The sequence below is a fragment of the Microbacterium sp. No. 7 genome (assembly GCF_001314225.1).
In the GTDB taxonomy this organism is placed as follows: domain Bacteria; phylum Actinomycetota; class Actinomycetes; order Actinomycetales; family Microbacteriaceae; genus Microbacterium.
The window spans coordinates 1,418,493-1,441,926 of record NZ_CP012697.1 but is presented as its reverse complement, the minus strand read 5'-3'; the positions used below and the strand labels follow the sequence as shown (position 1 = coordinate 1,441,926).

General features: G+C 72.1%; 22 protein-coding genes. 14 read left to right on the top strand and 8 right to left on the bottom strand.

Features of this window, described 5'->3' with window-relative positions; all coding sequences use genetic code 11:
* Nucleotides 1–13: 13 nt before the first annotated feature.
* Nucleotides 14–604 carry a TetR/AcrR family transcriptional regulator gene (locus AOA12_RS06540; protein WP_054681293.1) on the top strand — a complete coding sequence of 197 codons (591 nt, stop codon included), beginning with the start codon at nt 14–16 and terminating at the stop codon, nt 602–604.
* Between the two features lie 155 nt (nt 605–759).
* Here AOA12_RS06540 and AOA12_RS06535 read toward each other — a convergent pair whose 3' ends face one another.
* The 3 genes from AOA12_RS06535 to AOA12_RS06525 all read right to left on the bottom strand — a co-directional run bounded on the left by AOA12_RS06535 (nt 760) and on the right by AOA12_RS06525 (nt 2,969).
* Nucleotides 760–1,032 carry a DUF1905 domain-containing protein gene (locus AOA12_RS06535; RefSeq protein ID WP_054686832.1) on the bottom strand — a complete coding sequence of 91 codons (273 nt, stop codon included), beginning with the start codon at nt 1,030–1,032 and terminating at the stop codon, nt 760–762.
* Between the two features lie 89 nt (nt 1,033–1,121).
* A complete protein-coding gene (locus tag AOA12_RS06530) occupies nt 1,122–1,724 on the bottom strand; it encodes a histidine phosphatase family protein (protein ID WP_054681291.1) in 603 nt (200 codons plus the stop codon).
* 66 nt (nt 1,725–1,790) lie between these two features.
* Entirely contained in the window at nt 1,791–2,969 is a 1,179-nt protein-coding gene (locus tag AOA12_RS06525; protein ID WP_054686831.1) for a PEP/pyruvate-binding domain-containing protein, read from the bottom strand.
* A gap of 82 nt (nt 2,970–3,051) precedes the next feature.
* Here AOA12_RS06525 and AOA12_RS06520 point away from each other — a divergent pair, with 82 nt between their 5' ends.
* The 11 genes from AOA12_RS06520 to AOA12_RS06470 all read left to right on the top strand — a co-directional run bounded on the left by AOA12_RS06520 (nt 3,052) and on the right by AOA12_RS06470 (nt 17,881).
* On the top strand, nt 3,052–3,441 hold the full coding sequence (locus AOA12_RS06520) for a DNA-binding protein (RefSeq protein ID WP_054681289.1): 390 nt from the start codon (nt 3,052–3,054) through the stop codon (nt 3,439–3,441).
* A complete protein-coding gene (locus tag AOA12_RS06515) occupies nt 3,438–4,079 on the top strand; it encodes a transcriptional regulator (protein ID WP_335337368.1) in 642 nt (213 codons plus the stop codon). The genes AOA12_RS06520 and AOA12_RS06515 overlap by 4 nt, the downstream gene beginning before the upstream one ends.
* A gap of 243 nt (nt 4,080–4,322) precedes the next feature.
* On the top strand, nt 4,323–4,685 hold the full coding sequence (locus AOA12_RS06510) for a hypothetical protein (protein WP_054681284.1): 363 nt from the start codon (nt 4,323–4,325) through the stop codon (nt 4,683–4,685).
* Between the two features lie 169 nt (nt 4,686–4,854).
* Nucleotides 4,855–5,757 carry a VOC family protein gene (locus tag AOA12_RS06505; protein WP_054681282.1) on the top strand — a complete coding sequence of 301 codons (903 nt, stop codon included), beginning with the start codon at nt 4,855–4,857 and terminating at the stop codon, nt 5,755–5,757.
* Nucleotides 5,758–5,949: 192 nt separating this feature from the next.
* Nucleotides 5,950–11,466, top strand: coding sequence for a glutamate synthase-related protein (locus AOA12_RS06500; protein ID WP_054681279.1), 5,517 nt, complete (start codon nt 5,950–5,952; stop codon nt 11,464–11,466).
* Nucleotides 11,463–13,196, top strand: coding sequence for a diflavin oxidoreductase (locus AOA12_RS06495; protein ID WP_054681277.1), 1,734 nt, complete (start codon nt 11,463–11,465; stop codon nt 13,194–13,196). Before AOA12_RS06500 ends, AOA12_RS06495 begins: the two co-directional genes overlap by 4 nt.
* A 1-nt stretch (nt 13,197) precedes the next feature.
* Nucleotides 13,198–14,109 carry a hypothetical protein gene (locus tag AOA12_RS06490; protein WP_054681275.1) on the top strand — a complete coding sequence of 304 codons (912 nt, stop codon included), beginning with the start codon at nt 13,198–13,200 and terminating at the stop codon, nt 14,107–14,109.
* 128 nt (nt 14,110–14,237) lie between these two features.
* Nucleotides 14,238–15,032, top strand: a complete 795-nt coding sequence (locus AOA12_RS06485; protein ID WP_054681273.1) for a CPBP family intramembrane glutamic endopeptidase — start codon at nt 14,238–14,240, stop codon at nt 15,030–15,032.
* Nucleotides 15,033–15,102: 70 nt separating this feature from the next.
* The gene (locus AOA12_RS06480; RefSeq protein ID WP_054681269.1) at nt 15,103–16,353 is read left to right on the top strand and encodes an MFS transporter; all 1,251 of its coding nucleotides are present in this window, start codon (nt 15,103–15,105) and stop codon (nt 16,351–16,353) included.
* A complete protein-coding gene (locus tag AOA12_RS06475; protein WP_082406013.1) occupies nt 16,346–17,119 on the top strand; it encodes a MerR family transcriptional regulator in 774 nt (257 codons plus the stop codon). Before AOA12_RS06480 ends, AOA12_RS06475 begins: the two co-directional genes overlap by 8 nt.
* A 69-nt stretch (nt 17,120–17,188) precedes the next feature.
* Nucleotides 17,189–17,881: an NAD(P)H-hydrate epimerase gene (locus AOA12_RS06470; protein WP_054681266.1), complete on the top strand. Its 693-nt coding sequence runs from the start codon at nt 17,189–17,191 to the stop codon at nt 17,879–17,881.
* 92 nt (nt 17,882–17,973) lie between these two features.
* Here AOA12_RS06470 and AOA12_RS06465 read toward each other — a convergent pair whose 3' ends face one another.
* The 4 genes from AOA12_RS06465 to AOA12_RS06450 all read right to left on the bottom strand — a co-directional run bounded on the left by AOA12_RS06465 (nt 17,974) and on the right by AOA12_RS06450 (nt 20,215).
* A complete protein-coding gene (locus AOA12_RS06465; protein WP_054681264.1) occupies nt 17,974–18,738 on the bottom strand; it encodes a DUF2510 domain-containing protein in 765 nt (254 codons plus the stop codon).
* Nucleotides 18,735–19,316: an isochorismatase family protein gene (locus AOA12_RS06460; RefSeq protein WP_054681262.1), complete on the bottom strand. Its 582-nt coding sequence runs from the start codon at nt 19,314–19,316 to the stop codon at nt 18,735–18,737. Before AOA12_RS06460 ends, AOA12_RS06465 begins: the two co-directional genes overlap by 4 nt.
* 67 nt (nt 19,317–19,383) lie before the next feature.
* Nucleotides 19,384–19,776 carry a hypothetical protein gene (locus tag AOA12_RS06455; RefSeq protein WP_054681260.1) on the bottom strand — a complete coding sequence of 131 codons (393 nt, stop codon included), beginning with the start codon at nt 19,774–19,776 and terminating at the stop codon, nt 19,384–19,386.
* A gap of 67 nt (nt 19,777–19,843) precedes the next feature.
* Nucleotides 19,844–20,215 carry a nuclear transport factor 2 family protein gene (locus AOA12_RS06450; protein ID WP_054681258.1) on the bottom strand — a complete coding sequence of 124 codons (372 nt, stop codon included), beginning with the start codon at nt 20,213–20,215 and terminating at the stop codon, nt 19,844–19,846.
* A gap of 282 nt (nt 20,216–20,497) precedes the next feature.
* Here AOA12_RS06450 and AOA12_RS06445 point away from each other — a divergent pair, with 282 nt between their 5' ends.
* Nucleotides 20,498–21,907 (top strand): aldehyde dehydrogenase family protein, encoded by a 1,410-nt coding sequence (locus AOA12_RS06445; RefSeq protein WP_054681256.1) that lies wholly within the window; start codon nt 20,498–20,500, stop codon nt 21,905–21,907.
* 214 nt (nt 21,908–22,121) lie between these two features.
* Here the strand turns inward: AOA12_RS06445 and AOA12_RS06440 are convergent, their stop codons facing one another.
* Entirely contained in the window at nt 22,122–23,174 is a 1,053-nt protein-coding gene (locus AOA12_RS06440; protein ID WP_082406012.1) for a tyrosine-type recombinase/integrase, read from the bottom strand.
* Between the two features lie 64 nt (nt 23,175–23,238).
* Between AOA12_RS06440 and AOA12_RS06435 the strand changes: the two genes are divergently transcribed.
* A complete protein-coding gene (locus AOA12_RS06435) occupies nt 23,239–23,418 on the top strand; it encodes a helix-turn-helix domain-containing protein (RefSeq protein WP_054681249.1) in 180 nt (59 codons plus the stop codon).
* Nucleotides 23,419–23,434 lie beyond the last annotated feature (16 nt).

Genomic DNA, 23,434 nt, shown 5'->3' with positions numbered 1-23,434 from the left:
GAAACGGTGACGCATGCCACGCGGAAGGACTCGCGAGTTCGACATCGAGCGAGCGCTGGATCAGGCCATCGACGTGTTCTGGCGGCAGGGGTACGAGGCCACCTCGATCGCCGACCTGACCGCCGCGATGGGGATCAACCCGCCGAGCCTCTATGCGGCGTTCGGCAACAAGAGGCAGCTCTTCGACCGCGCCGTTGACAAATACATCCACTGCCGGTCCGACTACCTCAAGCGGGCTGTCGCCGAGCCGACGGGCCGCGAGGCCGCCCGCACCATGCTGATGGGGGTCGTCGAGGGTGCGACGCTCGACGGACACCCGACCGGCTGTCTGCTGCTCCAGGGCGGGCTGGCCTGCGCCGACGAGAACCTCTCGGTGCAGGAGGAGCTCACCGACCGGCGCGAGCAGACCCGGAAGGCCATGCAGCTCCGCTTCGACCAGGCGGTGGCCGACGGAGACTTCCCGCCCAGCACCGACACCGCCAAGCTCGCCCGGTACTACGCGACCGTCGCCACCGGCCTCAACGTCCAGGCCGCGAGCGGCGTCCCCCGCGAGGAGCTCGTGGAGACCGTCGAGCTGGCGATGGCCGCGTTCCCGGGCACGTAGGAGCGCGTCGTGGCCGATTCCCCGCTCATGGTCGCGTCGCCCTCGTGACGGGGAGCACGACGGCGTGGCGCCATCGCGAACATCGCCGCGATGTAAGAGCCGCCCACTGCCGGCAGCCACCACCCACTGCGGGACGCGGGGCGCGGAACGAGAAGCTATCGCTTGGTGATGGTCACGTCGACGGTGTCGCCGATGTCCTTAGCGAGAGCCTTACGGACCTTGGCATTCAGCGACACCATGTGACCGCCCGTCCCCGTCACCATGGCTCCGACGTTCTCCAACACGACGTCATCAACGCGGGCGTCGACCCTGACCGTCTTGCCGGTGCCGAAGAACTCCACCGAACCAGGGATCTCGACACAACTCCACGTGTCTCCCTTGATCTCGACACCGATCGTCGCCCGGAAGTTCAACTGCTCCGCACCCATGACCTCAGCGTATGCGGTCGTCCGGGGCGTCGCGAAGAAGACCAGCCCACGACCCCCCACATGGCCCTTGACACGGTGCGCGCGGGACCTCAGGGCCGGATGACCTGCGGGAATCCGGTCCAGCGGAGCTCGGCGGGGAGGTGGCTCATGTCGTTGAACATGGTGATGCCCGGGGGCAGGCCGGGACGGTGCTCGATGACGGTCAGGGCCGCATTGGCACTGTTCAGGGCGAGCCACCGGACGGGCGGCGCGTCGAGAGCGTCGCGGAGCAGCCAGGCGATCGGGTAGGAGTGCGTGATGAGCACCTCGTGGATGTCGTCGGCCTGCTCCGGCGGCGTGGCGAATCGCGCGGTGAGGCTGTGCGCGATCCGGTTGCCGGCGACGGCCTCCTCGGGATCGTATCCGTCGAAGAACGGCTCCCAGGCGCGAGGCGTCTCCTCGGGCGTCGGCACGTAGGGCACGTGGTCGATGAGCTCCGCGGCCTCGGCCACCGGCGCCCCTGGCCGGAGCTGCGCGGCCACCTCCCGAGCGCTCTCCGCGGCACGGGGCAGCGGAGAATGCCATACGGCGTCGATGGGCAGGTGCGCGAGCCGCCGGCCGAGGAGCCGTGCCTGCTCGCGGCCGGTGTCGCTGAGCTCGCCGAACGCGTCGGCGTCGCCGTGTCGTGCGATGTAGAGGTGTCTTGTCGCCATGGGTTGCCGAGAACGCAGGCGCGTCGCGCCGGCGTCCCGCTTCCTTCCTGTCGCGTGCGGTCGGTGTCAGCCGTGTGCCGGCATCACGGTCCCCTCGGTGCCGTTGACCGTGATGCGGATGCCGTCCTGGATGCGGACGGTGGCGTGCGGGACGCCGAGGACGGCGGGGATGCCGTGCTCCCGGGCGACGATCGCCGCGTGCGAGAGCACGCCCCCGGTCTCGGTGACGACGGCGGCGGCGATGCGGAACAGCGGCGTCCATGCCGGGTCGGTGCAGGGGCAGATCGCGACGTCCCCCGGCTGGACGCGCGGGAAGTCGGACGGGCCGTGCAGGACGCGGGCGATCCCGGTGACGGTGCCGTGGGCTCCCGGTGTGCCGATCAGCGACGCGGCCCCCGCGGCGGGTGCCTGCAGCGGCCGCAGAGGAACGGCCGCGGTGATCGGTCGGGCTTGGAGGATCCAGACCTTTCCGTCCGCGATCGCCCATTCGACGTCTTGCGGACGCTCGAACAGGGCCGCTATCCGGCGTCCGAGGATCGCGAGGGTCGCGGCGACGGCGTCATCGAGCGCCGGACGCTCCTGCTGCTCCGCCGGCACGTCGCGGACGGCGACGCCGAGGCCGTCGCGATCCAAGCGGGTCGTCTTGCGGGCGATGGTGCGCCGGATGCCGCCGTCCGACGCGACCTCGTACGCGTCCGGGGTGACGGTTCCTCCGACCACGCCGAGTCCCAGCCCCCAGGACGCTTCGATCCGGGTGCCGTCCCCCGGCTGCGCCGGGGTGAACATGACGCCCGACACGTCGGCGTCGACGAGACGCTGGACGATCACGGCCATGTCCTGATCGCCGTCTGCGGCGTCGCCCTCCGGCCGGCGCCGGTACTCGGCGACGCGCGCCGAGGACGACGACGCCCAGCAGACCCGGATCGCCTCGGCGACGGCCGGCACCCCGCGCACGGCCAGCACGCTCTCGTACTGACCGGCCGCGGACCCGCCCGCGGTGTCCTCGTTCGCCGCCGACGAGCGGACGGCCACCGGCGGGTCGCCCAGCAGCGCGAGGTGCTGGGCGAGCGCATCCCGCAGCGCGTGCGGCACCGGCAGCCGGGCGTCATCCCGCGCGATGCGGTGCGCGGCGAAGGGAACCACGAACCCGTCGGGCACGGGCAGTCCTTCCCGAAGCAGCACTGCCAGGGCCGCCGCCTTCCCCCCGCAGGCGTCCGCGGTCGCATCCCGCAGAGTCATGACCATCCACATCACCTCCCGTCATGCTTCAACATATCGTTGCCAACGTGATGTTGACAACACTGTGTTGATTGTTCAGGATGGAGGCATGGAACACAAGCCGGATCCCCCTCGTCCGGAGGCGGCCGACCACGCACAGGCCCGCCGGGAGCACGAAGCCCAGGATCGGCTTCTGGAGCTCGGCGCCGACGCCCTGGCCGCTCGCCCGTGGCGACCGGGCTCGATGCCGCCCACCGCCGTCGAGCTGACGCAGTTCGCGCTCTGGCGCTCTGCGGACCTCGCCCCCGACGATCTGCTCAGCGCGCTCGCCCTGCTCCCGGCGGCGCGGGCCGAGGTCGAGGGCGTGGAGGCGGGGCTCCTGTTCACGGCGAGGGCGGCGGGACTGACCTGGGCGCAGATCGCCGAGGCGATGGGGTTCCGGTCGCCGCAGGCGTGTCAGCAGCACTACAGCCGGCTCACCACCAGGCGGGGTGAGTGACCGTGGCCCACGACTCGCCTCCGTCGCTGCTGGTGCTGCACGCGGTGCGGTCCCTCGGCTTCACCGACCCCGCCGCGATCGCCCGCCGCACGGGGGTCGGCCACGACACCGCCGTCGAGATCCTGCGCGACGCGGAGCAGCGCGGCTGGGTTCGGCACGACGCGTTCGCCGGCCTCGAAGGATGGTCGCTGACAGAGGAGGGCAGGGCCGAGAACCAACGCCGACTCGCCGAAGAGCGCACCGGCGCCGACCCCGACGACGTGATCGGGAGCCTCTACCGCGACTTCCTCCCCCTCAACGCGCACCTCGTGAGCGCCTGCACCGACTGGCAGGTCAGACCCGTCGGCGACGACCGGCTCGCCCCCAACGACCACGCCGACCCCGCCTGGGACGCCCGCGTCCTCGAGGAGCTCGCCGCGCTGAGCGCCGCCCTCGCTCCCCTGGTCGCGCGGCTCGCCGACGTGCTCACGAGGTTCGCCGGATACGACACCCGCTTCGACACCGCGCTCCGCCGCGCCAGGGCCGGCCAGAACGAATGGGTCGACCGGACCGACGTCGACTCCTGCCACCGCGTCTGGTTCCAGCTGCACGAAGACCTCATCGCCACCCTCGGCATCGACCGCAGGACCGAGCACTGACCCGGCCGCCCACCCTCGGGCGGCCGTAGGCCGCGGCGCGTGGGCCTCGGTGTGCGGGCCTCGGTGTGCGGGGTGCAGGAGAAAGCGGCCGTCCGGGCGCGAGCGCCCGGCGACACTCCCGGGATCCGCCATCCGTCCTGCACGGTGCACGGACGGTGCCGGCATCCCGGAGCCGACGGATGCCGCGTGTGCCGTCTGCGCGTTTCCGCGTGATGAATCGGCGTCTCCTGCGTCTGTACAGGTATGAGCACGACATTCGACTACGGGGCATCGCTCGACGCGAGCATCGAACGGGAGCTTCGCACCGGCTGGACGTTCAGCGCGAGCGTGCCCGACGGCTCCCGGCGCGTTCTGGCCCTGATCGTCGAGCGCGAGGGCGTCTCCGAGGAGGAGGTGATCGCATCCGAGAGGCGACTGCGGCTGTGGACGCGGCGGCGCATCGAGCAGCTCGTGAGCATGCGCCTGGTGCGGCGTGACGGCGACCTGCTGCGTCCGACGCTGCGCGGCACCGCCCTCGTGCGCCCGTTCGCGTATCTCACCGGCGATCAGCGGCCGTCGCAGGAGACGCTGCGCGAGCTCCGTCTGGCCGAGCTCGCCGACGACTGAGGCGGCCGAACAGGAGCTGCCTGTTCCGCGGCTCCGCCCGCCCTCGCCGGATGCCGCGGGACATCCGGAATGCCGCGCACCTCGGGCGCGTTGTCCACGGCGACGGCCGTTCCGCGGTGCGAGGAGGCGACATGACCAGGACGACGACCATCGCCGCCGGTCGCACGCGATGAGCGCGACCGGACCCGGGTGGGCGCCGGCGGCCGTGCCCACGCCCGGGGCCGCACCGGACGGCACCCGCATGGACACGGTCGAGCTGCTGGTGCGCGACCTCGACACGATGACCGCCTTCTATCAGCGGGCGGTCACCCTCGACGTGCTCGACCAGTCGGGCCCGACCGCGACCCTCGGGCGCGGCGGCCTGCCCGCGATGGTGCTCCGGCAGGAGAAGGACCTCCCCCGCCCGAGCGGGCGCGGGGCGGGGCTCTACCACACGGCGATCGTGTTCGAGGATCGGCGTCGGCTCGCCGCCGCGCTCGCGTCGATGGCGCAGCAGGCGGGACACCTCTACGAGGGCAGCGCCGACCATCTCGTCAGCGAGGCGTTCTACTTCCGCGACCCCGAGGGCAACGGCCTCGAGCTCTACCGCGATCGCCCGCGCGAACAGTGGACCGTCCTCGCCGACGGCACGGTCCGGATGGGCACCGAGTTCCTCGATCCCCGCCGCTTCCTGCAGCGCTGGCACGATCCCGAGGCCCCCGGCGACGGCGCGGCGTCGGCGGCGATCGGGCACGTCCACCTCCAGGTCGGCGACATCCCCGCCGCCCGCCGTTTCTACGAGGGCGTTCTCGGGTTCGACGTCACCATGGCCATGGACAGCGCGCTGTTCCTCTCCGCGGGCGGCTATCACCACCACCTCGGCATGAACACCTGGCACAGTGCCGGCGCCGGCCCGCGCGCCGCCGCCCTCGGCCTCGGCGACGTGCGCATCCTCGTGCCCACGCGCGACGACGTGGCGGCGTTCGCCGAGCGCCTCCGCGACCACGGCATCGCGGCGGCCGACGACGGACGCGCCCTGCGGTTCTCCGATCCGTGGGAGACCCGCCTCGCGATCGCGCCCGAGAACGACTGAGCGGCCGCCCGGCCGGACGACGTCCGCGGCACCCGCGGACGAGGAGGATGCGAAGAGCGCGCAAGGCTACTAAGGTTAGCCTCGCCATACCTTCCCATCCAGGGCACCGCCGCGTGCCAGTGCACGAGCTCTCCACCGTCGCAGTGTCTCGCTGTCCCCGCGAACCGGCTTGCCTGGCCCCCGGAGCTGCTCATGACCCACCCCCTCATCGGACTGTACGACCCTCGACTCGACAAGAGCGCCTGCGGCGTCGGATTCCTCACCCGCAAAGACGGCCGCCAGAGTCACGACGTGATCGTCCGCGGCGACCAGGCGCTGTGCGCGATCCCGCACCGCGGCGGCATGTCGGCGGAGGGCGTCGGCGACGGTGCGGGCGTCAGCATCGACCTCTCCGTGGAGTTCTTCAGCGCGCTCGTCGGCGCCGAGCTGGAGGGCGGGCGCTTCGGCGTCGGCAACTTCTTCATGCCCGACGACCGCGCGCAGTGGGCCCGCGCCCGCGCCCTCGTCGACACCGCGCTGGCCGACGCGGGGCTCGACACGCTGCTCGTGCGCGAGGTGCCGGTCGACGCCGGCGCGATCCGCTCCCGGGCGCTGCGCTACCAGCGGCCGATCGTGCAGTGGGTCTTCCGCCTCGCCGGCGACGACGGCCGGGGCGCGCCCGGCGGGCGCGAGCGCATCGACCGCTCCGCCCACGCCGCGCTCCTGGCCGTCGAGGCCGACGCCTACACGGACCCGTCGCTCGCGGGGCTCTATCCGATCTCGCTCAGCGCGCGCACGCAGGTGCTCAAGGGAAGGCTGAACGCGGGAGAGGTCATCTCCTACTTCACCGACCTGCGCGATCCGCGCCACGCCGTGCGCTCGCTCTACTTCCACACGCGCTTCTCGACCAACACGGAGCCGCACCCCACGATGGCGCAGCCGTTCCGGCTCATGGCGCACAACGGGGAGCTGAACACCGACCGCAAGAACCGGATCTCCGACGAGGCGCTCGCGGGCGCCCGCCGCCGGCGCATCGTCCGGCCGCCCGGGCAGTCCGACTCCAGCCGCCTCGACCAGACGCTGCAGAGCCGCGTGTTCGACGACGGCCTGAATCTCGTCGAGGCGGTCGTCTCGCTCATGCCCCCGGCCTGGGAGAACGACCGGGGCCTCGACGCCGGGGTTCGGGACATGCTCGAGTACTTCTCCCTCTACGAGGAGAAGAACGACGGCCCGGCGGCGCTCATCTTCAGCGACGGCGACGTGATCGGCGCGCGCCTCGACCGCCTGGGCCTGCGGCCGCTGCGCACCGTCGAGACCGACGAGTACCTGATGGTCTCGTCCGAGGCCGGTCAGGTCGCGTTCCCCGACGACGAGGTCGTCGCGCGGGGACGCATCGAGGCGGGCGGCATGCTCTACCACGATCACCGCGAGGGCCGCACCTATCGCACGCGCGAGGCGCTGGAGCTGCTGGCCGCCCGGCGCGACTACGCGGCCCTGCTGGAGTCCGCGCGCGTCGACCTCGACGCCCTGCCGGCTCCGGCCTTCGACCGGGGCAGCACGACGCTCGGCTATCGCGGCGACCTCAGCCTCGCCGGACGCTATGTCGCGTACTCGCTGAACCAGGAGAGCTTCCGGTTCATGATGGACCCGATGCTCGCCGACGGCTCCGAGCGGATCACCGCGATGGGGTACGGCAACGCGATCAACGCGCTCTCCGACCAGGAGGGCGGGATGGCGAAGTACTTCTCGCAGCGCTTCGCCCAGGTCACGAACCCGCCGCTCGACTCGCTGCGCGAGGCCGACGGCATGAGCATGCGCGTCGCCCTGGGGGCGAAGCCCGACGGCGGCGCGCAGTCGCACCGGCAGATCGTGCTGTCGTCCCCGGTGCTCGGCCATCTCGACATGGTGCGCCTGCGCGAGCAGCGCGTCACGCCGCTGCGCCGCTTCGACATGCTGTTCGCGCCGCACCCGGCCGACCCGGAGGAGAACGTGCGCTCGGTGGTCGCCGCCCTCGACGCGCTGTGCGACGACGTCGCCGCGTTCGCGCGGACGGAGGGCGGCATCGCCGTGCTGTCCGACCGCGAGATCTCCACGAGCCGGGCACCGCTGCCGCTGCTGCTCGCGATCGCCGCCGTGAACCAGCGGCTCATCGACGACGGGCTGCGCCTCCGGGTCTCGCTCGTCGCCGAGAGCGGCCAGCTGCCCTCCTCGCACCACGTCGCCACCGCCCTCGGGTTCGGCGCGTCGGCGGTCTACAGCCTGAGCGCGCGCCTGCGCGCCGAGGAGAAGTACCCCTCCTCCGCCGCGCCGGCGGGCGAGCAGACCGACACCGACCGCGCCTTCGCGAGATTCCGCAAGGCGGCCGAGAAGGCGCTGGGCAAGACGATGGGACGCGTCGGCCTGTGCACCGTCGAGAGCTACATCGGCGGCGAGTTCTTCGAGCCCAACTATCTCGACACCGCCGACCCCGTGCTCGCACGCTGCTTCCCCCATCTGGCGGCGCCGGTCGGCGGCGTGGGCTTCTCGCGCATCGCGATGGCGGCCGCGCAGTGGCACGCGCGCGGCTGCACGGTCGCCGCGGAGTCCGAGGTCCCGCTGCTGGGCCTGTTCAAGGAGCGCTCAGAGGGCGCCGGCCACTCGTTCGGCACGACGGCCGTGCGCGGCTTCGCCGGGATGACCGAGGAGCAGAGCGCGCTCGGCGACGCCTCCGACGCCGACGCCGCGCTGAGCCGGCTGACGCTCGGCCAGCTCGACGACGCGTTCGGGCTCAGCGACGAGGTCTACGTCAACGCCGGCCTGTCGGCGCTGACCGACGCGCAGATCGACGCGTTCCGCATGACCCCCGGGTACCGCGACTTCCTCGACGCGACGCACGCGGAGCGCGCGCGGCGCCCCTCCGCGCTGCGCGACGTGCTCGCCCTCCCCGCCGACGTTGCCGGGCTGCGCACGCCCGAGGAGTTCCGTCACGAGCTGGGCCGCTTCTCGACGGACGGCAACGCGAGCATCCTCGTGCGCGGCCTCGAGTGCCGGCGTCTCGGCGAAGACCGCTTCCGCGTCCGTCTCCATGAGACGGCGACCCCCGACCGCTACCGCGCGTTCGCGGAGTTCGTGGCCGGTCTCGGCGGCCTCGTCTCGTGGAGCGTCGACGGCGACGGCCTCGACCTGGCCGCGCAGGCGGATGCCCGCGCGCTCCTCGTCCTCCTCGACGCCGCTCCCGCGAGCATCCCGCTCGACGAGGTGCAGCCGGCGCACGAGATCACCCGCTCGCTCGCCTCCGGGGCGATGAGCCATGGCGCCCTGGTCGCCGCGGCCCACGAGGCGGTCGCGCACGGCACCAACATGGTCGGCGGGATGTCGAACTGCGGCGAGGGCGGCGAGCACCTGTCGCGATACGGCACGATCCGCGGATCGCGCATCAAGCAGTTCGCGTCGGGGCGCTTCGGCATCTGGGCCGGATACCTCGCCGACCCCATGCTCGAGGAGCTCGAGATCAAGATCGGGCAGGGCGCCAAGCCCGGCGAGGGCGGCCAGCTCCCGGCTCCGAAGGTGACCGTGGACATCGCCGCGGCGCGCGGCGGCACGCCCGGCGTGGAGCTCATCTCGCCGCCGCCGCACCACGACACCTACTCGATCGAAGACCTCGCGCAGCTCATCCACGACTGCAAGGCGGCCCGCGTGCGGGTCGTCGTCAAGCTCGTGTCGTCGGAGGGGATCGGCACGATCGCGGTCGGCGTCGCGAAGGCCGGCGCCGACGTCATCAACGTCGCGGGGAACACGGGCGGCACCGGCGCGGCGGCCGTCACGAGCCTCAAGTACGCGGGGCGCTCGGCCGAGATCGGCGTCGCCGAGGTGCATCAGGCGCTCTCGGCCAACGGACTGCGCGACAAGGTGATCCTGCGCTGCTCGGGCGCGCACCAGACCGGCAGCGACGTGGTCATGTCGGCGCTGCTGGGCGGCGACAGCTTCGAGTTCGGCACGACCGCGCTCATGATGCTCAAGTGCGTCATGGCGAAGAACTGCAACATCAAGTGCCCCGCCGGCCTCACCACCAACCCCGAGGTCTTCGACGGCGACCCCCGCGCGCTCGCGCAGTACCTGCTGAACATCGCGCACGACGTGCGGGAGATCCTCGCCCGCCTGGGCCTGCGCTCGCTGCGCGAGGCGCGCGGGCGCTCCGACCTCGCGCAGCTGCTCGAGCACCCGGCGAGCGTGGGGCGGCTCGACGTGCGCGCCATGCTCACGCGCGTGCCCGAGCGTCACGTGCCGGATCCGGTGTACCTCGAGAAGCGCTTCGCCGTCGACGACGCGCTCATCGCCCGGGTGCGCGCCGCTCTCGTCAACCGCGCGGAGGCGCGCGTCGAGGTGGATGCCGGCCGGCTGCGCAACAGCGACAAGTCGGTCGCGGGGCAGCTCTCCATCGACGTGGAGCGCATGCTCAACCACGAGCTGGATCCGCTCACGCTGTCGGCGCTGCCCGCCGTGCACACCGACGAGCGCGGCCGGAGCCACCTGCAGGACGGCGCCGTGCGCATCCTCACGACCGGCTCGGCGGGCCAGTCGTACGGCGCCTTCTGCAACGACGGCATCGACCTGGTCCACACCGGCACGGCCAACGACGGCGTCGGCAAGAGCCAGTGCGGCGGCCGCATCGTCGTGCGCACGCCGGGCGGCGGCAGCGCCCGGCCCGGCGGCAACGTGCTCATCGGCAACTTCGCCCTCTTCGGCGCGACGGGAGGCCGCACGTTCGTGCAGGGCGAGGCGGGCGACCGGTTCGCGGTGCGCAACTCCGGCGCGACCGCGGTCGTGGAGGGCATCGGCGACTTCGGCTGCGAGTACATGACCAACGGCGCCGTGCTCAACCTCGGCCCGGCGGGGAAGGGCCTCGGCAACGGGATGAGCGGCGGGTTCCTGTACCAGTACGATCCCGAGGGCGCCATCGCCGACCGGGTGAGCGCCGACTCCCTCGTCGTGTTCCCCCTCACCGACCACGAGCACGGCGGGTTCCACGAGCAGGCCGTGCTGCTCCTGCTGCGGTGGCACGAGGAGGCCACCGGGTCAGAGGTCGCCAGGCGCCTGCTCGCCGACTGGGAGAGCGCGCGCCGGCACGTGTTCTGCGGCATGCCGCGCGCGCTCCTGCTCGCCCAGGACGCCGACGCGATCCTCGCCGCGTCGACGCGCAAGCAGCTGCTGGACGAGCTGGCGACGTCGGTGGCCACCGAGAAGCTCCGTTCCTTCAAGCAGCACTACCGCGACGGGCGGCCCGTGCTGCAGGGCCGCGCCCCCGAGGCGACGTCGGGCGAGGTGTTCGACCTGCTCTCGTCGTACACGGTGCTCTCCGTCGCGCACGAGCTCGCCCTGCAGCGCGTGCCGGGCGCCTCCGGGCCCGACGACCCGAAGGTGCACGACGCGGCCCGCAAGCTGGTGCTCACAGAGGACTTCTTCGTCATGCAGAAGGTGATGAAGTACCTCCGGGACAAGCTCGACCCGCTGGAGGACGAGGAGCTGGCGGCGATCGTCGCCACGCGCAGGCTCGACGACTACACGCGCTCGCTCGAGCTGCGCAACGTCCGCGGCATGGACGCGCCCGGCACCTACGGGTGGATCATCCACCAGCGGGCGAAGAACGCCGCGCGCGCCGACCGGGCACGCTTCGACAGGCTGCTCACGGCATCCGCGCTCGACGACCTCGCCGCGCGCACCGCTCTGCTCCCGGCGGGAGCGGCCTCGTGAGCCAGCTCGCCATCGCGCCCGACGCGCCCTTCAGCATCGAGCAGCGGGTCTGGCTCGAGGGCTTCTTCGCGGGCATGGCCGCCGCGCGCGGCGGCGACGCGTCCGCGACCGCCACGCACACGCTGACCGTCGACGTGCTGTTCGGCAGCCAGACGGGGACCAGCGAGTTCCTCGCCGAGGACCTGGCCGCGGCGATCCGCGAGCGGGGGATGGGCGCGACCCTGCGCGCGCTCGACGACATCACGCCCGACGACCTGCCCGGGATGCCGTACGTGCTCGTCGTCACGTCCACGTACGGCGAGGGCGAGATGCCCGACAACGCCGAGCTGTTCTGGGAGGCGTTCGCCGCCGACACCGCGCCCCGGCTCGACGAGGTGCGGTTCGGCGTGCTGGCCCTCGGCGACAGCGGATACGACGACTTCTGCCAGGCGGGCAGGCTCATCGACCTGAGGTTCGAGCAGCTCGGCGCGACGCGGATGCTGCCGCGGGTGGACTGCGACGTGGACCACGAGTCCGCCAGCGGCGCCTGGATCGGCGACGTCGTGGCGCTGCTCGCGGCGGAGGCCCCCGCGACCGCGGCCGCTCCCCTGGTCGCCTCCGCCGCGCCCGCGCGCGAGCGCCCGAGATGGACCCGCACCTCCCCGTACCCGTCGCGCCTCGCGGCGAACCGCGTGCTGTCGGGCCAGGGCAGCGCCAAGGAGATCCGGCATCTCGAGCTGGCTCTCGGCGACAGCGGCATCGCCTATCAGGCCGGCGACGCGCTCGCCGTCGTCCCGGCGAACGACCCCGGGCTGGCGGAGCTGCTGCTCGACCGGCTCGCTCTCGACCCCGGGCTCGTGGTGGGCGGCGCGGAGCTGCGGACGCAGCTCGCGCACGGGTGGGAGATCAGCACGCCGTCCAAGGACCTCGTCGCGCTGCTGGCCGAGCGCGCGCCGCACAGCGAGCTGGCGCACGTGTTCGCGCGGGAGGACCGCGACGTCCTGGACTCGTGGCTGTGGGGCAAGGACACGCTCGACCTGCTGCACCACGTCCCCGAGGCACGGCTCGACGAGGCGGACCTCGACGCGGTCTTCCGGCCGCTGCAGCCGCGCGCCTACTCGATCTCGTCGAGCCCCCTGCACAGCCCCGATCGCATCCACCTGACCGTGGCCGCCGTGCGTCACGGCGACGCGCGCGTGCACCACGGCGTGTGCTCGACCTTCCTCGCCGACCGCCTCGGCGAGGACGACCCGGTCGGCATCTTCCTGCAGCCCAACTCGTCGTTCCGGCTGCCGGACGACGACGCGGCGCCCGTCGTGATGATCGGCCCGGGCACCGGGATCGCACCGTTCCGGGGCTTCCTGCAGGAGCGTGCCGCGCGCGGGGCGACCGGCCGCAACTGGCTGTTCTCCGGCGATCAGCACCGGGCCAGCGACTTCATCTACGCCGACGAGATCGAGGAGCACGCCGCACGCGGCGTCCTCACCCGTCTCGACCTCGCGTTCTCGCGCGACCAGGCGGAGAAGGTCTACGTGCAGACCCGCATGCGCGCGCAGGGCGCCGAGCTCTTCTCCTGGCTCGAGGAGGGCGGATACGTGTACGTGTGCGGCGACGCGTCGCGCATGGCGCGCGACGTCGACCGCGCGCTGACCGACATCGTCGCGACGCAGAGAGGCCGGGGCGACGACGACGCCGCCGAGTACATCGCGGGGCTCAAACGGGCCAAGCGCTACCTGAGGGACGTGTACTGAGATGACAGCAGACGCGAGCGCGCCCGGCGACGGCACGGGCAGCGGCGACGGCGAGGGAGTGCTGACCGCGCGCCGCATCCTGGCGGCCGTGCGCGACATCGTGTGCAACCTCGTGATGCTCGAGCGCCCCGCGGGCGTCACGCACAACCGCATCGCGCGGATGATCCAGGTCGGCGCCTACGAGGTGCCGACCGCGCCGCGGGGACCGTTCCGGGTCTCCCGGGGCAGGGTGTCGATGAGGATCGACCTGGATGCCGTGACCGACGCGTTCCTCGTCGAGTCCGTAGACCACGCCGGCACCCTGCCCGAGCTGCAGCTGCACGGACCGGACGGGCAGCCCGCGCATCGCTGCCACGCGCTGCGGGGCGACGACGGGCTCGTGCTCGAAGGCCTCAGCCGCGTGGTCGACGCGCCGCCGACGCCGTTGCGAGCGGGCCTCGACGAGTGCCTGCGGGCGAAGGAGCCGTGCCCCGACGACCCGATCGACCAGCTCGAGCGCATCGACAGCCTGCTCACCCGCCGGAGCGGCCACCTCGCGATCGCGCACCGCCACATCCGGCCCGACGTGCTGCCCGCCGTGCTGGAGCACGTGCGCGCGATCGGGCTCCCCCTCGGGGTCGCCGTGCTCTCGTCGGCCGCGCTGCATCCCGTTCAGGATGTCGTGGACGACGTCACCCGCGCGCGCGGCGTCACCGTCGTCACGATGCGCGACACGGTCTTCGAGATCGCGCTGTCGGCGGTGCGGCACTGCATCCTGGTGCGCCTCTCGGGCACGCACGGGAACACGTCCATGCTCGAGCTGTACGACGCGGACGACAGCTGCGTCGCGCTGATCTCGCAGTTCGGCATCGTCGGCGCCGAGGTCCACACGGCGTGGGAGGAGATCGCCGACTCGCTGCCCGAGCTGGTCTGACCCCGCCCGCCGGTTCCGGGTATCCCCCGGCAGACGTCGGGTTCTCCGCGTTCCTGGGGATGCGGGCCTCTGCCTACAGTGCTGAACGCGTGGGACTCCCCGCGCCTTCCCCAGGAACAGAGGTCATCATGACGGCGTCCCCCGTACGCTCCCCCTCCGCCCGATCGACGGTCGCCGACGTCGCGTGGTTCTCCGCGATCGCCGTGCTGCTCTGCTTCGCGCTGTCGGTGCCCCTGGTCTTCCGGCTGGTCCCGACGGAGGTCGACAACCTGATCACCCCGGTCCTGCAGCTGACGCCGCTGCTCGCCGCCGTCGTCATGTGGCGCCTCCGGCGGCCCGGGACGTTCCGGGAGACGTTCGCCACCGGATGGCGCGGCGCACCCGCGTGGGCCGGCGCCGGCATCGGCATCATCGCGGCGATCGCCGCGATCCAGACCGTCATCGCCCTGGCCTCGGGGATCTGGCGGCTCAACCCGCCCGACCAGATCCTCGCGGCGACGCTGTGGCTCGTCCCGGTCTTCCTCATGCAGTCGGCCTTCGCCATCGGCGAGGAGCTCGGCTGGCGCGGCTGGCTGGCGACGCGCGCCGCATCGTGGGGGTTCTGGCGGCTCGCCCTCGTCAGCGGCCTGGTCTGGATGGTCTGGCACCTGCCGGTGCTCGCCGTCATCGGAGACCGGCCCCTCTGGGACATCGTCGTCTACTTCGCGGGCATGCTGCCGTGGGCGCCGCTGCTGCTCGCGCTTCGCCTGCGGTCGGGCAGCGTGTGGCCCGCCGTCCTCGCGCACGGCGCGATCAACAGCGTGCGGGTGTACCTGCTGCAGTCCGTGCCCGACGCCACGGATCACCTGCTCATCGAGGTGATCGGCTGGGTGCTCACGCTCGCCGCGGCCGCATGGCTGATGCGCACGAGCCGCACGAAATGACCGCGCGGGGGGCTTGACCGCGCGGGGCAGGGCTTGACCCCGCCCCGGCGTCATGGTTCTGACTGGATGCATGAGGCTCATCCCCGTCGCGTATCTCACGTCCTACCTGCTGTCCCTGCTCGGCAACTCGATCGCCGGGATCGCGCTGCCGCTCATCGTGCTGCAGGTCACCGGCAGCGTGCTCGGCGCGGGGGCGGTCGCCGCGGCCACGGCGATCCCCGCGGTGCTCGCGGGGCTGGCGATGGGCGTCGTGATCGACCGGATCAACCGGCGCACCTCGTCGGTCGTGACCGATCTCGTGTCGGCGGCGTCGGTGGCCGCGCTCCCGCTGGTCGACATGCTCACGGGGCTGAGCCTCGGCTGGTTCGTCCTGTTCGGCATCGTCGGCTCCCTCGGCGACGTGCCGGGGATGACCGCGAGAGACGCGCTGCTGCCGGCGATCGTACGCCACGGCGGGATCCCGGCCGAACGGCTCATGGGCCTGCGAGAGGCTCTCGGCGCCGTGGCGCTGCTGCTCGGACCCGCCGCGGCCGGCACGCTCATGGTGCTGTTCGACGGCTCCACGGTCCTGTGGATCACCGCGGCGACGTCGCTGTCGGCCGCGCTGATCACGCTGCTGATCCCGCACCGCGTCGGAACGATCGAGCCGGCGGACGGCGCGGCCCCCGCCGAGAACGGGTGGAGGCAGCTTCGCGCCGGATGGCGGGTGCTCTTCCGCAGTCCGTTCCTGGTGGCCACGACGGCCCTCAGCCTCGCGTCGGTGGTGGTGCTCGCCGCGCTGCAGGGGCTGATCCTCCCGGTCTGGTTCACCCTCGCCGGGCAGCCGGGCATGCTCGGCTTCGTGCTGACGGCGCTCGCCGCGGGGATGCTCGCCGGCGGCGGGATCTACGCCGTCGCCGGCGGGCGCGGGGGCCGCCGGCCCTGGTTCCTGACCGGGCTGCTCGGCAGCACGCTCGGGTTCGGGGTCATCGCCGCCCTGCCCTCGGTGTGGACGGTGCTCGCGGGGGCGTTCGTCCTCGGGCTCTCCAGCGGGCTGTTCGGGAGCCTGCTCGGGGTGCTCATGATCGAGCGCGTCCCCGAGCGGATGCGCGGCCGCATCATGGGCACGCAGAACGCCATGATGACCGCCGCCCCGCCGGTCGGCATCGTCACCGCCGCGCTGCTCACCGAGTATGCCGGCGTGCACGTCGCCGCTCTCGCCGTCACCGGCGTCTGGCTGGTCGCGCTGGTCGTCGGCCTGTGCGCCCCGTCACTGCGTAGCCTGGGACCTGAGACGGAACGGGTCGGGAGCGACGGGACGGCGGTGGTCGACGGTGCATAGCGGAGAGCTCGCCCGGCTGGCCGGGGTGACCGTGCGCGCGTTGCGGCACTACCACCGGGTCGGCGTGCTCGCCGAGCCGGCGCGACGCAGCAACGGGTACCGGGAGTACGACGTGCACGACCTGATCCGCGTCCTGCGCATCAGGCGCCTGGCCTCCCTCGGCATCGCCCTGGAGCGGATGCCCGCCCTGCTCGACGACACCGGCGGCGACGCCGGCGAGCTGCTGGACGAGCTGGACGCGGAGCTGGCCGCGCAGATCGACCGCCTCGTCGCGCAGCGCGACCTCATCGCCCGTCTCCGGCGCGCGGGAGCGGCTCCCGACCTCCCGCCCGATCTGGCTCCGTTCCTCACGGTGTCCGCGGCCGGGCTGTCGCCGCATCTGGCGCGGTTCGACCGCGACCAGTCGGTGCTGCTGGCCCATCTCGCCGGCGAGGAGGGGATGCCGTACATCGCCCGCTTCTACGAGCGCCTCAGCGATCCCCGCCTCCTCCCCGCCATGACGGCCGTCTCCGAACGGTTCGGCGGGCTCGGACCCGACAGCACCGATCAGGACGTCGCCGAGCTGGCCGACGGCTTCATGGCCGCCTTCGCGCCCGTGGTCGAGGAGCTCGTGGCATCCGAGCCGCCGCCCGATCTCAGCGCGGTGGCCGCCGTCTTCGCCGACCACACGGCGGAGCTCCTCAACGAACGGCAACGGCACGTGCTCGACGTGCTCGAGCGTCGCCTCGACGACCATCTCCGTGCGAAGGCCGGCGACCGGTCGTGAGCCGCGGCGCCCCGCCGCGGCATCCCCGTGACGCGGGGCCCGTCCTACGATGAGGACGGAGGTGCCCGCATGCCCGCTCACCGCACGACCGTCCCGACCTACACCGCGGCGCACGTGCGTGCGGCGGAGGCGCCGCTGCTGGCCGCCGGGGTGCCGCTCATGGCCCGCGCGGCGGCGGCGCTCGCGCGCATCGTCGCCGGCACGCTGAGCGCCGGCGGGCGCGTGCTGGTGCTCGCCGGCAGCGGCGACAACGGCGGCGACGCGCTCTTCGCCGCCGCCGACCTGACGACGCGGGCCGCGGTCGACGTGCTCGCGGTGTCCGGCCGCTGGCACGAGGGCGGCATGCGGGCCGCCGAGGCGGCCGGCGCGCGCCGGGTGGACCTCGCGACCGCCGCGGCGACGAGCTACGACATCGTGCTCGACGGCATCCTGGGCATCGGCGCCCTCCCCGACCCGCGGCTGCGCGGCGCCGCCCGGGAGGCGGTCGAGGCGCTGCTGCCGGCGGTGCGCGCGGGCCGCACGCGGGTCGTCGCGGTCGACGTGCCGAGCGGCCTCCACCCCGACACGGGCGCGGCCGACGACGCCGTGCTGCCGGCCGCGACGACGGTCACCTTCGGGGCCGTGAAGCACGGGCTCGCGAGCGGCGAGGGGCCGCGGCTGGCGGGCGGGATCGTGCTCGTGCGCATCGGGCTCGACGACGCCCTCGCCGCCGTGACGCCGGCCGGCGAGGCCGTGGTCGCGGACGTCGTCGACGCGGCCTGAGCTCGGACGGCGTCGAGCAGGCCGGCGACGGCGCGCACGAGCATGTCCCCGGCCCGAACGGCGCCGGAAGCGCCGTCGCACGCCGCCCGCCGTCACATCTGACTGGGCAGGGTCCCCGCGAGCTCGCCGAACAGCTGCGCCGTCAGCGCCATCGCCCAGCCGACGGAGATCACGATGACCAGGACGATCGCCGCGATCCACCCCCAGAGCGGCCCCATCCCGCGCCCCGTCTGACGCCGGACGATCACGGTGCGCCCGATGACGTACACGCCGATCGAGATCACGAGGGTGAGGAACGCGAACGCCCAGTGGAACGGCTTCTGCACGCCGCGCGCGACCAGCTGCCGATGGTCGAGGAACGCGAAGACGATCGAGGCGGCGATGAACACGTAGCTCAGCAGGCTGAGCCCCATGACGCCCGCGGTCCACTCGGTCAGCGCGGCGGTGACGTCGGCGGGGTCGGCCGTCCCGGCCTCCAGCGACATGATGGCGTCGATGTAGCCCTGCCAGTCGATGAGGAAGAGCAGCACGATCGGCAGGTGCGCCGCCACGATCGAGAGCCAGATCCAGACGGTGTTCGTGTCGATGTCGCGCCGCTGCGCGACGGGCGCGACCTGCGGCGCCACGGGCCACGCCGGCAGCGACGAGGACGCCGTCGGCACCGCGGGGCCGCTCCCGTGCACGGGCGGCACGGGTGGCACGGGGGCGTACTCCCCGTAGCGCGGCGCGGGCGTGGGCGCGCCCGGCGACGCGAGCGCCGACGTGGGCGCCGTCTGCTCGCTCCACTGCTGGCCGTCCCACCACCGCGCACGGGTGTGGTCGGCGGGGTCGGGGTACCATCCGGCGGGCGTGCTCATCGTGCGCTCTCCTTCAGCTGTGCTCCCGCGTGGGCGAGCTCGCCCAGCGCGGCCTCGGACGTCTGCGGCGCGACGCCCGCGACGAGATCGGTGAGCACGGTCACGTGCTGCCCGTGCGCGAGCGCGTCGAGAGCCGACGCCCGCACGCAGTAGTCGGTCGCGATGCCCGCGACGTCGACGTCGGTCACGCCGTGCGCGGTGAGCAGGTCGGCGACGGTGAGGCCGTCGTCGGTCACGCCCTCGAAGAGCGAGTAGGCGGGCCTGCCCTGCCCCTTCTTGACGTGGTGCGTCACGGCGGACGTGTCGAGGGCGGGATCGTACTCCGCGCCTTCCGTCCCGGCGACGCAGTGCACGGGCCAGGTGTCGACGTAGTCGGGCTCGCCGGCGGCGAAGTGCCCGCCGTTGTCGCCCGTGGCGTCGTGCCAGTCGCGCGAGGCGACGATCAGGGCGTAGTTGCCCGCGTGCGCCGCGAGATGCGCGGTGATGCCGGCGGCCACCGCGTCGCCCCCGGCGACGCCGAGCGCGCCGCCCTCGGTGAAGTCGTTCTGAACGTCGACGATGAACAGTGCTCTGACCATATGACGAGGGTACGACGTCAGGCCCGTCCGACGTCATGTCGCGGTCGACGTCACGTCGCAGTCGACGTCATGTCACAGTGAAGTACCTGATCCAGGATGCCGCGGTGCAGACCAGCGCACCGATCGCGAGCGCCGCGGCGGCGATCCACAGGGCGCGGAGCCCCGGCGGACGGCGGGTCAGGCGCATGCGGTCGGAGCGGCCGACGCGGTACCAGATCACGGCGGCATCCCGGCCCTCGAGCAGGCGCGCCTCGGCATCCGTCGGCGTCGCGGCGCCCACGCCGCCGTCCGACATGAACCATCGCACGACGGGATGGCCGCCGTCGCGGTCGACGATCGCGTCGGCCTGCTGCCACGAGCCGTCGGCGGCCCAGACCACGAGCGAGAACATGCCGAAGAACGCGGCGCCCCCGAAGCCGATCCAGGTGATCGCCTCGAGGATCGCATCGATGACGTTCATGCCGCACGCCTTCCGGGTCACGATCAGTATCGCGCACCGGAAGGCGTGCGGCGGAACCCGCGGGCGGCTACGCCTGAGCGGCGATCTGAGAGGCGATCAGGGCGGCGAGGTCGGTCTCCAGGCCGATGTACTCCTCGATCTCGTACGCGAGGCCGTCACGCACGCGCACGAGGATCGTGTTGTGCATCCGCTGGCCCCCCAACGAGACCGTGAACTGCACGAGGAAGCCGTCGGCCGTGAGGCGGTAGGCCTCCCGCTCGCGCGGCGGGATCCCGCCGGCGAGATGGACGTTGCCGATCGCGGCGTCGAGCGTCATCCACACGTCGTCGTTGCTGTGCCAGACCTTGGCGTCGGGCTCGCAGAGCGGGCGGAACGTTTCGACGTCGCCCAGCGCATTGAGCCAGCCCTGTGCGAGTTCTTCGTTGGTGAGAGCGGTCATCCTCGACCCTCCGGTTTCTCTGTGCGTTCGGTGGACCGTCACGACGTCGTGACGGCGACTCCAGTAAACACCAAATGATCGCTCGGGAATAGACCCGGCCCCGATCTCCCCGGAACACCCGCGGAGCCGGCCTGCCGAAAACCTAGCGACCAAATATTTTTTGTTGACTAGTGGTTCTGCAATGGGTAGCGTTCGGGGGCACGGACGCGTGTCCCCGTCGCAGGACCGCGCGCTCGCAGAGAACGACGACTCGGCAACGTGGCCGAAGAAACGGTGAGCACCATGTCAGACACGAATCGTCTCTACATCGACGGCGCGTGGGTCACGCCCCACAGCGGGGAGACCGTCGACGTCCTCAACCCCACGACCGAAGAGGTGCTCGCCACCATCCCCAACGCCGACGCGGACGACGTCGACGCCGCGGTCGAGGCCGCCGAGCGCGCGCTCCCCGCGTGGGCCGCACTGGGCTGGGAGAAGCGCGCAGAGCACGTCGCCAAGCTCCTCGACTACCTCGAAGAGCACAACGACGAGCTCGTGCAGACGATCGCCAAGGAGCTCGGCTGCCCGGTCTCCATCGCCCAGGTCATGCACGTCGGCCTGCCGGTCGCCGAGGCGCGCTCCCAGATCGAGTTCGCCAAGGACGTCGAGTGGCAGCGCGAGATCGGCAACACCCTCGTCGTTAAGGAGCCCGTGGGCGTGGTCGCGGCCATCGCGGCGTGGAACTTCCCGATGATCCTCACGCTCCGCAAGATGGCGCCCGCGCTGCTGGCCGGCTGCACGATGGTGCTGAAGCCGTCGGTCGACGTGTCGCTCTTCGCGTTCATCGTCGCGCGCGCCGCCGAGGCCGCGGGCGTGCCGGCCGGCGTGTTCAACCTCGTCACCGGCCGCGGCGAGACCACCGGCGAGGCGCTCATCACGCACCCGAAGGTGAACATGCTGAGCTTCACGGGCTCGACCGCCGGCGGCCGCCGCATGGCGAAGGTCGCGGCCGAGGACTTCAAGCGCATCCACCTCGAGCTGGGCGGCAAGTCGGCCATGGTGACGCTCCCCGACGCCGACGTGACCGCCGCGGTCAACGCGACGACCTACTGGACGTGGCTCAACACCGGCCAGGCGTGCTCGGCCCTGACGCGCATCATCGTGCCCCGCGAGAAGCTCGCCGAGGCCGAGGAGGCCGCGAAGGCGTCGGCCGCTGCCGTCGTCGTCGGCGACCCGCTCTCGCCGCAGAGCACGATGGGCCCGCTCGTGTCGGAGCGCCAGCTCCAGATCGTGAACGGCTACATCGAGAAGGGCCTCGCCGACGGCTCGAAGCTGGTCGTCGACGGACGCGGCGTGCAGGCCGGCACGGGCTACTTCCTCGGACCCACCGTGTTCAGCGACGTCGCCCCCGGCTCGACGATCGACCAGGAGGAGATCTTCGGGCCCGTGCTGTCGATCACGCCCTACGACACCGTCGAGGAGGCCATCGAGATCGCCAACGGCACCCCCTACGGCCTCGCCGCGGGCGTCTACGGCCCCGAGGAGCAGGCCTTCGAGGTGGCCGCGAAGCTCAAGGCCGGCCAGGTGCAGGTCAACGACGGCCAGTTCAATCCGCTCGCGCCGTTCGGCGGATTCAAGCAGTCGGGCATCGGCCGCGAGAACGGCCCCGGCTCGATCGACGAGTACCTCGAGGTCAAGGCGATCCAGCGCTGACGCGCGACCGCAGCACAGAACCCCCGGGATGCGCATCCCGGGGGTTCTGTGTCTTCGTGCCGAGCCGCCTAAGGGAATCGAACCCTTGACCTATTCATTACGAGTGAGTTTAGCGGGCATTTCGGACTGGATGGCGCTGGATGAGCCTGGCTACTTCCGCGGAATCATGCGGGAGCGACCTCGCTCGTCCAGCATTAACCAGCACAGTCACGGGCTATCTTGCTACACGTTTCGCTACACGCCGGGGGTCGGTGAGCGCCGCATCGACCTTTTCGGAGGGGACGAGGGCGATGTGCGCGTAGCGCTCGGTGACCCGAACCGAGGAGTGGCCCATCAGCTTCGCAACCTCGGCCATCTCGACGCCATCCTGGAGCAGCCACGAGGCGTACGTGTGCCGAAGATCATGGATGCGTCCGCCCGTCCCCAGCGGCGTCCACACGTCCCGCCGCCAGTTGGACGAGTTGGTCCGCATGAACACCCACTCGCCCCCTCGCTTGACGTACGGCTTGACGAGCGCGGCGACCCACGCCGGGATCGGCACGTCGCGGATCTTCCGGCCCTTGGGGTACTTCTTCGGCTCGCCGTTCTGGAGGCGCGTGTGGGTGACGCGCAGCATGCGGCGCTTTACGTTCACGCGGGCAGGCCGGAGGCCGGCCATCTCCCCCCACCGAAGTCCGCAGCCGACGAGCACTGCCAGCATCGCGGCGTCCTCCGCTCGGCCCTGCTCCTCGAGCTTGCTCAGCCAGCGCCCCACCTTCTTCCGAGAGAAGAATCGCATCACGTCTGTCTCGCCAGGGTCGAGGCGGAGGCGGAAGCAGGGGTTCGTGGCGATGATCTCCGCGTCGATCGCTGCCGACAGTGAGACAGAGAAGGTGCGGACGACGCGCTGGACGCTCGACTCGGCGAGCCCCTTGCCGCCGGCTGCCTTGGGTGTAGATAGCTGACGAGCCCAGCTCTTCACCCCGAACCGGGTGATGTCGGCGAGTGGGACATCGGCCCAGTGGGGCGTGATGTGATTCTTCAGGAGTGAAGCTTCCGCCTGGGACGTCTCGCGCGAATCCAGCCACTCGTCACACCAGTCGCCCCACTTGCGCGCAGCGGCGCGAGGGTCGCGCCAACCAGGCAAGGCAGCCTGCTCCTCGGCATCCATCGCCTTCGCGAGCGCCTTCTCCTTGTGCGGGTAAGTTCCCGCCGAGCGGGCTTTGCCGTCGCGGTCGCGGTAGAGTCCCCGCCAGTTCCCTGACGGCAGCTGTTGAGTCCAGGGCATGCGTTGCACTGTAGCAACTTCGCAGCTATCTTCGATTTAGTGGACTAAACCCTAAGGAGACTGGATGAAACTGCTCACCGTTGCCGAAGCCGCCGATGTTGCGCGCTGCCATCCGGAGACCGTCGCGGCGGCGCTCAGGGCCGGGAAGCTGCACGGTCACCAGACGAAGAAGCGGGCACCGTGGGTGACCCAGAAGGCGTGCGTCATCGCCTGGAGGCTCGGCCAGAAATGCAGTCACGATTAGCCGACTAAGCTGATCC